General features: G+C 44.1%; 12 protein-coding genes. 6 read left to right on the top strand and 6 right to left on the bottom strand.

Annotated features, from left to right (window positions below):
* Positions 1 to 434 precede the first annotated feature (434 nt).
* The 5 genes from R7D93_RS06370 (at position 435) to R7D93_RS06350 (ending at position 5,529) form a co-directional block, all read left to right on the top strand.
* Positions 435 to 662: a hypothetical protein gene (locus R7D93_RS06370; protein WP_005377125.1), complete on the top strand. Its 228-nt coding sequence runs from the start codon at positions 435 to 437 to the stop codon at positions 660 to 662.
* 130 nt (positions 663 to 792) lie between these two features.
* Complete coding sequence (locus R7D93_RS06365; RefSeq protein ID WP_158156550.1) at positions 793 to 2,208, top strand: TolC family protein; 1,416 nt, start codon at positions 793 to 795, stop codon at positions 2,206 to 2,208.
* A gap of 3 nt (positions 2,209 to 2,211) precedes the next feature.
* Complete coding sequence (locus R7D93_RS06360; protein ID WP_047009842.1) at positions 2,212 to 3,192, top strand: HlyD family secretion protein; 981 nt, start codon at positions 2,212 to 2,214, stop codon at positions 3,190 to 3,192.
* 22 nt (positions 3,193 to 3,214) lie between these two features.
* Positions 3,215 to 4,381: an ABC transporter permease gene (locus R7D93_RS06355; protein ID WP_047009843.1), complete on the top strand. Its 1,167-nt coding sequence runs from the start codon at positions 3,215 to 3,217 to the stop codon at positions 4,379 to 4,381.
* A complete protein-coding gene (locus tag R7D93_RS06350) occupies positions 4,378 to 5,529 on the top strand; it encodes an ABC transporter permease (protein WP_047009844.1) in 1,152 nt (383 codons plus the stop codon). Before R7D93_RS06355 ends, R7D93_RS06350 begins: the two co-directional genes overlap by 4 nt.
* Before the next feature lie 286 nt (positions 5,530 to 5,815).
* Here R7D93_RS06350 and R7D93_RS06345 read toward each other — a convergent pair whose 3' ends face one another.
* The 6 genes from R7D93_RS06345 to aspT all read right to left on the bottom strand — a co-directional run bounded on the left by R7D93_RS06345 (position 5,816) and on the right by aspT (position 13,082).
* Positions 5,816 to 6,724 carry a LysR family transcriptional regulator gene (locus R7D93_RS06345; RefSeq protein ID WP_017821360.1) on the bottom strand — a complete coding sequence of 303 codons (909 nt, stop codon included), beginning with the start codon at positions 6,722 to 6,724 and terminating at the stop codon, positions 5,816 to 5,818.
* Between the two features lie 142 nt (positions 6,725 to 6,866).
* Positions 6,867 to 7,295 carry a hypothetical protein gene (locus R7D93_RS06340; RefSeq protein WP_047102715.1) on the bottom strand — a complete coding sequence of 143 codons (429 nt, stop codon included), beginning with the start codon at positions 7,293 to 7,295 and terminating at the stop codon, positions 6,867 to 6,869.
* A gap of 17 nt (positions 7,296 to 7,312) precedes the next feature.
* Positions 7,313 to 8,482 carry a patatin-like phospholipase family protein gene (locus R7D93_RS06335; RefSeq protein WP_115386040.1) on the bottom strand — a complete coding sequence of 390 codons (1,170 nt, stop codon included), beginning with the start codon at positions 8,480 to 8,482 and terminating at the stop codon, positions 7,313 to 7,315.
* Positions 8,483 to 8,692: 210 nt separating this feature from the next.
* On the bottom strand, positions 8,693 to 9,550 hold the full coding sequence (gene pdxY / locus R7D93_RS06330) for a pyridoxal kinase PdxY (protein WP_033906186.1): 858 nt from the start codon (positions 9,548 to 9,550) through the stop codon (positions 8,693 to 8,695).
* 125 nt (positions 9,551 to 9,675) lie between these two features.
* Positions 9,676 to 11,271 carry a bifunctional aspartate transaminase/aspartate 4-decarboxylase gene (locus R7D93_RS06325; RefSeq protein ID WP_213896115.1) on the bottom strand — a complete coding sequence of 532 codons (1,596 nt, stop codon included), beginning with the start codon at positions 11,269 to 11,271 and terminating at the stop codon, positions 9,676 to 9,678.
* A gap of 95 nt (positions 11,272 to 11,366) precedes the next feature.
* The gene (gene aspT / locus R7D93_RS06320; protein ID WP_042523827.1) at positions 11,367 to 13,082 is read right to left on the bottom strand and encodes an aspartate-alanine antiporter; all 1,716 of its coding nucleotides are present in this window, start codon (positions 13,080 to 13,082) and stop codon (positions 11,367 to 11,369) included.
* A 426-nt stretch (positions 13,083 to 13,508) separates the two neighbouring features.
* On the opposite strand from aspT, the gene R7D93_RS06315 reads away from it, so the two are divergent.
* A complete protein-coding gene (locus R7D93_RS06315) occupies positions 13,509 to 13,721 on the top strand; it encodes a DUF1656 domain-containing protein (protein WP_005377106.1) in 213 nt (70 codons plus the stop codon).
* Positions 13,722 to 13,730: the final 9 nt, after the last annotated feature.

Genomic DNA, 13,730 nt, shown 5'->3' with positions numbered 1-13,730 from the left:
TCAGTTAACAGCATGACGTTGTCGCGGTGATAAATCTGTGAGGAAGGCAAACAAACCGCAGAGTTTACGGTTAATTAATCGACGAGCTGAAACATAAAATTACAACCATTCACCAAATTTAGCATTCCTCTCTGATACTCAATTCCATACATAAATTGCCCTTAAAATCATGATCGCGATCACACCGATTTTAGCGGTTTTTGAGGCGTTTTTAGACTTTACAACGTATAATTTTTAATCAACGAAACCAATGAGAGTTTTGGTTTGAAAGCAGTGAAGCTGGAAGTCTATTAAAAGCTCAACATTGATGTCAGTGATTTGGACACAAATAAAACAAAACACAAATACTGACTATATGACAAACACTTAGACACCATCTGAAAACTGGAAAACTATAAACAGAGGTGCATTTATAGTTAGAAGGAACACCAAACATGGAACGCGATACCTTTGGAATATGCCTGAATAAGGCGATGCTGTCAGAGAATATGTATTCAACATTTACACACGTCAGGGCTTATGAAAAAAACGGAGGCGGTACTTCTGATCTAAAAGTCCTGTTATCGTTCCCTCAAATGAGTGGAAAAGATCTATTGAATACGATGCGAGGTTCTCGTCAGCTCGAGTGGAGAGCGGAGTTTCACTGTCCATATACGAAATAAATTTGTAACATCTCCCGCGCCCAGCACAAATATAACTGGGCGCATACTACTGCCCAATTTTCCCTCCTACTTAACACTCAGTTACGAATCCTTTATATTAGAGCTAATACTCTACGACAAAGCAGCCATTATGAAAAAAACAGGAAAGTTTTGGATACTGGGCTTACTTAGCAGCTCGATTTCCCTTGCCTGTCATGCGGCACCGATCACTTTTGATACCGCATGGCAGCTATTGCTAGAAAACAACTATTCTCTTAAAGCTCAACGCTCAAACGTCGAGAACTACCAATACCAAGAGAGTGCCACCAGCAATCTCAACTTACCTCAGGTTACTATTGGCGCGAATTACACGCGTTTAGATACCGATATCACGCTTTCGGGAAAACAGATCCTAGACAGCACAGGAGCACACATTAACGTACCTCCTGCTTTTCAGCCTATTTTTGGTGCCTTAGCTAATACCACTTCGACCATAACCGAGCGCGATATTTTCTCTTCGTCTATTCGTGCCATTTGGCCAATTTTTACTGGTGGTCGAATTTCTGCGGCTCAATCAGCAGCAGAAGGCAAAACGGATGAGGCGAAAAGTCAGCTTTTAATGGAACAACAAGCGCGTTTTGAAGATTTATCGAAGTACTACTTTTCTGTCGTACTGGCAAAGGAAGTACTCGCAACGCGGCAAGCAGTTGAAGCTGGGCTAAAAAAGCATCGAGATTTTGCCATTAAGCTTGAAGAGCAAGGACAAATCGCGCACGTTGAGCGCCTGCAAGCCGAGGCTTCTTTAGATAAAGCATCTGTAGAAACACGTAAAGCAGCCAGCGATTTGAGTATCGCTCAGGCTGCATTAGGTAAATTACTCGCACAAGATGATGCCGTAGAGCCCGCTGAATCTTTGTTTATCAACGACAGTCTTCCCCCTCTTACTGCTTTTATCGATCAAACGTTGCTTACCTATCCGGGGTTAGAACTTCTGAGCGCTAAACACAAACAAGCCTCTAGCTTAATCAAAGCAGAAAAAGGGAAATACTACCCTGAAGTTTATCTTTACGGCGACTACAGCTTGTATGAAGACGATTCTCTCGCAAGCCAAATGAAGCCTGACTGGTTAGTTGGTGTTGGTGTCAGCATTCCACTGATTGAATCATCAGGGCGAAGCGAAAAAGTCAAAGCCGCTCAAAGCGTCGTCTCGCAGGTCGACTCATTAAAGTCCCAAGCCAAACAAGACTTATCGCTGTTAGTCCAAAAGACATACTTGGAGGCTCAGCAAGCCATTGATGAAGTACAAGGGCTCGCATCTAGCATTGAACTCGCTAACGAAAATCTGCGCTTGCGTGAAAAAGCATTTACTCAGGGTCTGTCGTCTTCTCTGGATGTTGTGGATGCACAACTTTATGTCGCGAGTATAGAAACACAGCGTTCAGCGGCGCGTTTCCGCTATTTAATATCTTTAACCAAGCTACTCGCATTGAGCAGTGAAATGAACAGCTTCGAACAATATCAAAATACCGCTTATATCCCTGCTTCAACATCCAAAGAGGTGAAATAAATCATGGCAGCTAAATCACTAAAACCCGTTTTACTCTCACTTTGTGCTTTGGGTGTTGCCTCTTGGGTTGGGTATCAATTTTACCAAGCCTATCAACCGGAACCGATCCGCTTACAGGGATTAATTGAAGCCCAGCAATACAGCATTTCCTCAAAAGTTCCAGGGCGTATTGATGAGGTCATGGTACGTAAAGGCGACGATGTAGAGAAAGGTCAGCTTATTTTTACCCTTCATAGTCCTGAAATTGAAGCGAAGTTAGAACAAGCAAAAGCAGGTGAAAAAGCGGCGGACGCCTTAGCTCAAGAAGCTGAGAAAGGCGCACGTGAGCAACAAATCCAAGCAGCAAAAGATCAGTGGATGAAAGCCAAAGCCGCTGCGAATTTAATGGAAAAAACCTACAATCGTGTGAATAACCTTTATAACGATGGCGTGGTTGCAGAACAAAAACGCGATGAAGCTTTAACTCAATGGCAAGCAGCGAAATACACAGAAAGTGCTGCGTTTCAAATGTATGAAATGGCAAAAGAAGGCGCTAGAAGTGAAACCAAAGTGGCTGCGGCGGAAAAAGCGCGCATGGCATCAGGTGCCGTAGCCGAAGTAGAAGCGTATGCGAAAGATACTCAGATCTACAGCTGGTTTGACGGCGAAGTCTCTCAAGTTCTACTTCAAAGTGGTGAATTAGCACCTCAGGGCTTCCCGGTTGTTACCGTGATAGATACAGAAGATGCCTGGGCGACACTTAATGTGCGTGAAGATTACCTTCAACACTTTAAAAAAGGAGCAACCTTTGATGCCTATTTGCCTGCCTTAAAGAAAAATGTTGAGTTCAAAGTAACGCATGTTGCCGTTATGGGTGACTTTGCAACGTGGAGAGCAACCGATGCTTCTCAAGGTTTTGATCTTCGTACCTTTGAAGTAGAAGCTCGTCCAGCTCAACCCGAACCTGAACTGCGTATGGGAATGAGTGTTGTCGTTGAACTTTAATCACAACCACTAGGTTAATGCTATGACGATTAAGATTTCACAGCGGCATATCTTACGACGAGACAAGTGGTTGCTTTCGTGCCTTACTTGGATACCGATTTTGCTCGCGATGATGATTTGGGGAGTGTTCTCTGCGGGCATTGCCCGGGATCTGCCAATCGGTGTGGTTGATCTACAACATTCCCAACTTTCTCGAAAGCTCATTCAATCTTTGGATGCGTCGTCGAGTCTGGCTGTTAACTATCATTACGCCAGTGCAAGCGAAGCAAAAAATGCGATGATTGAAGGCGATATCTACGCTTACGCGGTCATCCCATCTAAGTTCGACCAAGATATTCTCCAGCACCGCCAACCTCAACTTTCTGTCTTTTACAACAGTCAGTACATTTTGGTAGCGAAACTGATCAACTCTGCCATTGCGCAAGCACAAGGCTATTTCGACGCTCAGGTTGAAGTAATGGGCAACTTGGCTAAGGGTAACACCACAACGTTAGCAGCGGCTGGACAGGCTGTACCCGTGTCGACACAAATAACCGCATTATTTAACCGTAACAATAACTACGCACAATTTTTGGTAACGGCTATCGTGCCAGCCATTTGGCAAATATGTATTGTAGTAAGCACTATTTTGATTCTTGCCGCGCACTTTCGCATTTATGGTGGAAAGAATAGCTTTGCATTTTTGGGCGAAAAGCCATACGCCAGGCTCACTACCCTATTAAGTCAGTACATTCCGGTCTTTATGGCGCAAGGTGCGTTGTTCTTGTACTGGTTTTATTCCGTGCTTGATTGGCCAATGGAAGGCAGTTTTGTGGTTATGCTATTAGCACAATTGGCGACGGTTATCGCCTGTATCATTATGGGAGCGTTGTTCTTCTTCTTGTCGATGGATCCTGCACGTGCGATGAGTTTTGCTGGCGCATTTACGGCTCCAAGCTTCGCGTTCATGGGAATTACATTCCCAGTTTCTGACATGAACACGCTCGCTTATGCATGGCGTTCATTATTGCCGATTACCCATTACATTGAAGTACAAGTGAGTCAAGCAAGCTATGGAGCATCGGCCGCACAATCTTTAAGCTCGCTATGGCCTATGATTGGTTACGTTGTGCCCCTGCTCATTACCGCAGCCTTGATGGGTAAACATCGAACAGCTTCATCAACACGCCAAGCGAAGGAGGCGGTATGACATTGTGGCAACTGATTAAAGCGGAACTTAAGGCCGTTCTAACCAATCCAGTCGTTACGTTGACCGTGTTTGGTGGTGTCGTATTTTACTCGTTTTTATACCCTTTGCCTTATGCACAACAAACGCCTCGTGAACAACCAATCGCGATTGTTAATCTAGATGGTAGTCAGACGAGTTTAAAGCTGGAACGTATGGTTGATGCCACCCCACAAGTCAACGTAGTCACTCGACTTCATACGATTGCCGATGCAAAGCAAGCATTTTTACAACGAGAGATCACCGGTTTTTTAGTCATACCGGAACACTTTTACAAAGACCTAATGCTAGGTAAAAGCCCGACTCTAGCCTACGCTGCGGACGCCTCGTATTTTCTCGTGTACGGAACCGTGGTAGAAGGATTGGCCCAAGCGGGAGGCACATTAGGGGCCCAAGTGAAAGTCAGTAAAATGGTGATAGATGGTGTGCCCATGAGTATGGCTAGCCATAATTACTCTGCTATTAAGCTTAATATGAAACCGACGTTCAACCCAACCATGGGTTACATCGAATACGTAGTGCCGGCAGTATTTGTTCTGATTTTACAACAAACGTTGATCATGGCGGTTGGATTGCAAACGGGAACACAGCGTCATGGTCGTGGCTATTGGTCACAAGTATCAACGGGATCGCTGCTGCTTGTGAGAACGTTAGTATTTGTGGCAATTTATTATTTACTCGGCGCCTATTATTTTGGTTTTAGCTTCGAACGCTTAAACGTAAACCATATCGCCAACGCGGGCGAATTGCTGGCTATGTTGTTACCGTTCTTTTTAGGTTGTTGCGGACTAGGCTTCTGGCTAGGTTACTTATTACCTCGGCGTGAACTTGTCACCTTAGTCGTCCTAGTGAGCTCTATGCCGCTCATTTTCTTGGCTGGTTTTATTTGGCCGATTGAAGCCATACCTACTCCCTTATTATGGATTGCTGATTTAAGCCCAAGCACTTGGGCGATAAAAGCTTTCTTAGCGCTAAACCAAATGGGGGCAACCTGGCAACAAGTCGCTCCACATTGGACGGCGCTTTGGGCACTCACCGTGCTTTGGGGTAGCGTTGCGTACTGGATTGCTAAGCGAAGTAACAAGCCAGTTGTAACAGAGAGCTTGGGGTGACAGCTGACATTTTCTATTACTATAAAAAAAGCCGGGTAACTAAACCCGGCTGAAAATCTGCGTCCTTGCAGCGGACATATGGTAAAAACACTTTTTGCTCTGGGCTTACCCATTGAGCGAGATTAGATTAAGCCAAAAAGTATGGATTCCATACTCTCATATAGAGGGTCATATCCTTCCAATAGACATTAGTCTTCGCTAGAAAGATAACGTTTTTCAGACACAAAAAAACAAGACTCACATTGAGTCTTGTTGTTGATAGGGATGAGCAAGATACATGTCGCCGCTAAGTCATATCGCGGATTATTTTCTCTCGGTATTCTGTAACGACCTTCATGATTGAATTTTTTACATCACCGACTTGCTTAGAGGGTTGGCACCATAGGCCAAAACCAAACTTAAAACCTTCCAATAATTCAGAAGCTTCCACTGGCTCTATATGATTATTAGAAAACTCCGAATGGGCAAACGTTCTGGGGAGAATCGCCCATCCTAAACCTGCTTCAACCATTTTCACTACAAGGGCCAATTGGTCGACCTCTTCATGGTTCGAACTTACGATGACTTTTTCGCCCATTCCCTCTTCAATAAGAGACCGCAGTACAAATTGTTTACTATTCCTCAAGGCTGTCAATACTCGATCTGGTGCCACAGAAGCGAGTTCACCACCTTTCTGGACGAAAGGAACAAATTCAAAATGACCTAAAAACGTCGCATCCAAACTATGTATTGCTCGACTATCATGTACATTGACAATACCGAATTGATACTCACCATTCTGTAAACCCTCTTTAATTTCGTTGCGATTACGAACAAGAAAGTTAACTCGCATCATCGGAAAATCTGCTGCTAATTGAATACGAAGCAATACAAGAAAACGGTGTGGTATAGCGCTTGAATAGGCGATACTAACATTCTCTAACCCACCGTAAGCTAGACTTAATGCGACTTTATCGAAAGTACGTGCTTGTTCGATGGTTTGCTTAGCATAGTGGTAAAGAAGATGACCATCTTCTGTCGGTTCTACCGAGCGCCCCACTCGCTCAAACAGGTTGACCGCCAGTTGGTCTTCAAGATTGGTAATCACCTGCCCTATTGTGGTTCGGTGCTTATTGAGTTTGACCGCCGCCTTACTAAACGAAAGCTGTTCATAAACGGTTACGAACGCGAGAAGTTGTTCAAAACTAAAATTCATAGGTTGTGCTTACTTTTTAGAGTTATCTAATTAAATTACCACAAGATCGTAGAATTGCTACTTGGTAACGGAAACAATCTGCGTTTGAATTCCTTCTCGACGACACAAAAAAACCTACTAGCTTCAGTAGGTTTTCTCTAACTTAGTTGTACTCAACGACACGAGCTAAATAGTTGAATTCTCCTGAGTCACCATGGTAATCGCGGTAGACATCGACACTGAAATATTTAGGTTGATCAGCGTAAATGTGGTCAACGACTTTTTGCTCAAGTGACTCCAACGTTTCACCGACCTGAGAGTACACGAACTGCTTGTTCACTTTTTCCAATTTACGTTGTTTCGCTTCTTTGTGTGACACATAGTTGTTGATCTCTTCCCACTTTCCCACGAACTCGACCGCCACGTAACTCGAGTTCTCGTCAATCATAATAAAGGCTGCACCTTCTTCTTTGATTGCAGACAGTTGCTGCATATCACTATCCACTTTTTGCTGGTCAAGATGGGCACCACTTTGGGCGAATGCAGTCGCGGAAGCGGTAAGCATCATGAGTGTAAGAACGGCTTTTTTCATTGTATCGTTTTCCTGTATTAAGGGAGTTCAGTTACCCAAAGTTGCCCTTGGGTGGCTTTTTTGAATCCATATTCGTAAATCGTCAGCAAGTAGCGGTGATCGAACATATCTTTCGTTACTTTGGCGTATCTGAAATCTTGATCAATGTAGGTAAACTGCATCTCGATATCGTTGATTTCACTGATGTATTTCATTCGATAGAGATCACCACGAGTTTGCGCTAGCGTAAGGCTTGAGACACTTTTCGATACCAAGTCCAAACCTTTGTCTTTTAGTGGACGATACGGCGCTTTTAACGCACCATTGCGAATCACATCCAGCTGAGGCGCTTTTTCTAACCCCAAAGCATCTGAGATTTGTTGATAGTTGAAGTTAGACGGATTAAAGAACACCTGCGCTGCGAGACCGCCATCTACGTGTAACTCCTCAAGTGTTTCTCCATCATGTTCAACATCGATAAATTGTGGAGGGAAAACACCAGGGATCGATGCGCTCGCAGCAAGCACCTTGTAAATCAGTTCAGATTTGTCCGTTAAATCACTGTTCGCAATCGCACCAATATTCCAAACCACCAGTTCGCCTGAATCAAAATGGGTACTGCCAATAAAGAGGCGTTTACCATTGCGGTGTTGCTGCGCCATCGCCTCAATCATGGGCTCAGGGTAAGCGTCTGCGATGAAATCATAGAGGTTCTCACCATCGGTAAACGCGTCCTTAAACAGGGTATTTAAGAAGTTCTTCTTACCCAAAATATTCTTATCATTGATGTTGAGCATGACTTCTTTCATCTTTGGCATCGCATCACCGCCAATGAAAACAAAAGGAGCGATTAGGGCACCAGCACTGACTCCAGTAATGATGGCATAATCTTTTAGCTCCCCCTTTTCCTGTAGCCCCATCAAAACGCCGGCCCCGTATGCGCCGTTTACGCCACCACCCGATAAGGCCAAAATATTGAGCTGTTCACCCTCTACTTTGATCGGTGTGGTTTGATTGTGCGCTGAGTAGAGAAAATCCGGCGCTTCATTGGCCCACATTCGAAGTGGCTCATTTGGTGTCGAACTCGCGATCTCGACATCTTTATAGTTGCTTTGAGAAACACGAACATCCAGCGTATGAGGTGAACTACAAGCTACTATCAGCAGCGAAAGTGCAACCGTCACACCAGAGGAAATTAAACGATTCATAATCAGTCTCATTTAATGTTCTCTGGCGTATGACCAGAGACTCAGTTTGAAGTTAATTGGGTCAAAATGAAGTCCGTTTCGTTGTGTGGAGTTACTATAGCTAGGCACGGCTAAACCCCATAATCGCGATTGTAGGATGCTATCCATCAAAGCAATTATGCCAAGTTTCTATATGCTAACTTTACGCTTCTCCGTTAATTAGGTACTGCGCTAAGCAATTTTCACGACGTTGAACTCATGCGTCGGTTCGACAAATTCGTATTGGGCATTGATCGTCTGTAGCTCCCATGTGCCATAGCCTTTTGTGATCTCCAATACACCGTAAACGGCGTTATGTGTATGACGAAAGGCTGCGACAGGAGACATCTTCTTCACCAAACAAGAGGTAAAAATCGCAGAAATTAAATCACCGACTCCGACTGGCTGCATAGCAAATTCAACACTAGGTCGTTGGGCCAAATAGCTTGCTTTCGGCGTCGCTAAAATCATACTGAAGGCGTCATCTGTTAGTGCATGCAGGTGTTTCACCAATACCATTTTCGGTCCTAACTCTAAGGCTTTTTTACATGCAGTGACCGCATCATAAAGAGAGTTAATTTTCACACCTGTTAACTCGCTCAGTTCAAACTGGTTAGGAACAATCACATCAGCGATGGGCAACAAGCTATGGCTTATCGCTTCTTTGACACCGTCTGCCACAATGCAACCTTTGTCTGGATCACCCATAACTGGGTCACACACATACAGTGCACTATGGTTACGCGATTTGACTAAACTTACCGCTTCGGCCACCGCTCGACATTGCTCTGCGCTGCCTTGATAACCGGACAGTATCGCGCCACATTCGCCTAACTTCTCAATGTTATCTAAGCCTCTCATTAGAGAATGAATTTCATCTGCCCCAAACTTCTGTCCAGTCCAACCTTGCTGGTACTGAGTGTGATTTGAAAACTGAACCGTGTGAATTGGCCAGACTTCGAGGCCCATTCTCTGCATCGGGAAGACGGCAGAACTGTTTCCTGCGTGGCCATAAACCACATGAGATTGAATAGAAATAATGCTTTTCATAAGTCACTCTTAATTGAGAAGTTTGTTAGCTTGGCGACTAAATAAACACAATATCGCGCACTGTGCTTATTTGGTCGGAATAGCCTCGACAACGCCGAGGCTTATTCTTAATCAGGTTGGATTCATTAGCCTTGGAACTCAGCGAAGTACTCATCCAACACTTTGCGCGTTGCACGACCGATAAGCTCGTATTCGTGATGAGTAAGGTTTGCTAACGAAACTCGAACTGATGCGTGTACTACATCGAAGCCTTGGCCTGGAAGTAGGATAACGCCGGTTTCATGTGCAAGACGGAACAGGAAGTCTTTGCCCTTCTCGCTCGCTTTGAACCATTCAACGAAGGCTGGTCCGTACAATTTGCCGCCCAAAGTGTCGAGCTCAAGCAGTGTGTAGTAGTCCACACGATCTTTGTTTTCTTCAATTTCAACACCCATGTTTTTGTACAGAGTTTTGTAACGCTCGCGGATGATGCGTTTACATGCTTCTTTGTAGTTTTGTTCTGAGTCCATCAGACAATTCAATGAGAACAACGCCATTTGAACTTGTTGAGGAAGAGACAAACCGGCTGTGTGGTTAAGCGCTACGCTGCGGCTGTCGGCAACGATACGGTCAATAAACTTGATCTCACGAGGTTCCGGAGTCAGCGTTTTGTAACGATCGTCCAACTCAAGTTGACGCACTTCAGGAAGGCTACGCATTGCATCGTCAAACACGTTGTTGTGTTGAATCGCAATCGAGCCTAAACGCCAGCCTGTTGCACCGAAGTACTTAGAGAACGAATACACACAAAGCGTGTTGTATGGCAGTTTTGCAAACAGTGAGACAAAATCGTCCGCAAATGTGCCGTATACATCGTCAGTCACAATGAATAGGTCGCTACGTTCGTTGTTCACGAAGTTTGATAGGTTATCCAGAGTTTCATCCGAGAACTTCACAGACGCCGGGTTTGCTGGGTTCACGACACAAAGCAGTTTGATGTCTGTATCTGCAAGCTTTTCGATTTCAGCCATCGGCAGTTGCCATGTTGTCTCATCCAGACGTAGCTCAACGATTTCCAGTTCGTATTCACTAAGCTCTGGGATCTCTAGGTACGGCGTAAAGATTGGAGTGATTAGCGCAACCTTGTCACCTTTCTTTAATAGACCGTTGTTGAACATAGTTTGGAAGGTGTACGTCATAGACGCTGTACCGCCTTCAGTTGCAAACAGATCGAAGTCTGTTGTCATTGGCATCGGGCCGTACATCTCTTCTGCGATGTACTGCTTCACAACGGTTTCGATGTTCGTCAACATACGTGGTGGCACTGGGTAGTTACATGCAAGGTATGCATTAACCAGTTCATTCAAGAAAGCTTGCTTCTCTAGACCCAAACGGTCTTTTGCGTAGCTCAGCGACTTTTCTAAGAACTGCACACCTTGGTCTTTCTTATTGTCGCTTGCAAACGTGTCAAAGCGTTCAACAATGCCCACACCATCTGGAATGCCACCGAAACCACCATCTAGGTATGAATAAGTGCGCTCGGCTTCCAATATTGCGAACTCACCCAAACGAATGAACGCTTTACGCGGTAGTGTCGCAAGAAAATTAGGATTACCACGACCTGCATCTAATAAAGCGCGGTCAGGAACAGTTTGTGCCACTTCAATAAGTTTATCTTTTAATTCAAATGGGCTTAAATCTGCAAATTTTGAAAAATCAATTGTTGTATTTTGCGTAGTCATAATATTTACCTGAATTTATTATTTAGTAAAATTTGGATAATACTTCCCCTACCGCCTATTTAATTAGGCGATAAGAGTGTTCGAATTTATTTAAATTACATGCCTGCGTTTAAAGTAATAATGCCGACAATAATTGGACCCCATAGGGTAAGCAGTACATTGGCGACTGCATAAGTCACGGTGAATGAGAATACTGGTGTTGCATTACCTGTTTTTTCCATTAAAGCCGCAAATGCTGGGTTCGCACTTCGTCCACCTGTCACACAGCCAAGTGCTTCAACTGGATTCTTAATCTTCAATACAAAATATGAGAAGAAGAACGAAATAATCTGAGGGATAATCGTTACACCCATGCCAAGGAACAACAGAGACATACCGTGTTCTTTGATGGTGTCGACCGCTTGAGGCCCAGCCTCAAGGCCAACAATGCCCACAAATGCTGCCAAACCGAAATCTCGAATAAAGTTCGCGGCCCCCACAGGAAACTGAGCAACATGCGGATTGCGGCTACGCAACCAACCCACAATCAAACCTGAGATCAAACAACCTGCACCAGAACCGATAGTGACGGGAATACCAGCAATCTTAAAACTGATTAGACCAATTAATAGACCCACCACCATGCCCATACCAAGCACGACTAAGTCAGTCACGTTTGCTGAGCCCATTCGCTGACCAATGTTTTTCTCAACGCGATTGATGTCTTTTGCGGTACCTGTAAGCTGGATGACGTCATTTTTCTTCACCACAAGATCCGGCGTCATTTCAATTGAGTTGCCTTCACGAATATAGTCTGTCACATAAATACCGCGCATAGAGCCTTGGTTCGAAGCCTCTTTAATCTCTTGCAGCGACTTACCAATCAGTTTGCGGTTGTCTGCGATCAGTTGACGGTTTTCTTCAATAACTTCATAGCCTTCTGGAAGTGCAATCTCGTTGTCAGCCAAACCATCTTGCAGCTGATGTACTGCATTACGGCGACCTGTTACAACAATGACATCCCCTTCTTTCAGTGCTGTGAATTTGTCCACGTCTAGCACTTTGCCATCGCGTTGAATCAATTCAATACAAGCAGCCAGAGCGTGTTGGTTTAACTGGGCTAAGGTTTTGCCTGCTAGCCCACCATCTTTGCTCACTTTAAATGCTCGTGTAACCAGCGCTGTGACAGCGTTGAACTCACCCGGCGCTAAATCACGCTTACCATTTGAATTTTTCTCTTCTAGCGCAATCGCTTCTGCTCGGATATCCCACTTCATCAGTGTTGGGAATACCCATGTCACCATCAGAATTGGACCAAGCGAACCAAAGATGTACGTAACTGCGTAGCCTACTGCGACGTTGGTCTGCATTAGGTGCTTCGCTTCTTCTGTCACACCACCAAGACGTGCGATCGCATCACCCGCTGTACCGATGATTGCCGATTGAGTCAAACCACCAGCTGCAAGGCCTGCTGCCGTACCTCTGTCTAGATCAAACATCCAAGCTGCTGCTAGTACACAAAGCAGGCCAGACACCGTCATCACTACAGCAGAAAGTAGAATGTTGATGGTTCTAAAGTTCAATGCTTTGAAGAACTGCGCACCACCTTGATACCCTACTGCGTAAATAAAGAGCGCAAAGAAAATGCTTTTTACGCCGGGATCAATATGAACACCAAATTGCCCAATAATTACACCCATTAATAATGTTCCGGCAACACCGCCAAGAACAAATCGACCAATGGTAATTTTACCAACCATATAACCGAGAGAGAGCGTAATAAAGAGAGCAACAAATGGTGCCATGTCAAAAAGATTAGAAATAATTTCCATGACAATTTTACTCTTACTAATAAATATAAAACTCAAATAATCTAACGAATAATCTGTCACTCATATTTGTTGGATTATTTAATTTAAAAAGCATCTCGTTTGCTTCGAAGCGAATATTAGGAACAAAACCTCACAACTCGTAATCCCATTTGAAGGATGAAACCATCACTTCGCATATTCAAAAGCAAAAATCGATCAATAATTGTCGAAAATTTAATAACTTAGCGTTCTGCAATGAACACCAGATAAATCGCAAAATAATTTTATTTTTGTTTTCGCGCTTCAAAAAGCGGTTTGGTTGCATCATTCCCTCTATATAGCGCATAACACCTTTCGTTTGATGGATTAGATCCTCCAAAAGCGATTATCACGGATGCCATCATTTGCCTTATCTTTCCATTCATCAAGTTAATAGAGAAAAACACCATGAACTCAATGCCACATGAACTTGTGTGGGGCGAAGTTTACTTCCCACCCTTGTTGCTGGTTATTGCATTGGCTTACATGCTCACCATTTTGGTCGGAACCGTTGCTACAAAACTGGGACTCCACAAATACGTTGCATTTCCTGCACTCGCAGAGCTAAGCCTAATTGTGATTTTTACTGGCGTTATTGGTCGATTCATTACGATATTTTGAGGCAAATTC

The organism is Vibrio sp. YT-15 (assembly GCF_033337445.1).
GTDB classification, from domain to species: Bacteria; Pseudomonadota; Gammaproteobacteria; order Enterobacterales; family Vibrionaceae; genus Vibrio; species Vibrio alginolyticus.
The sequence above is the reverse complement of the archived record's forward strand: the minus strand, read 5'-3'. Positions and strand labels throughout refer to the sequence as shown.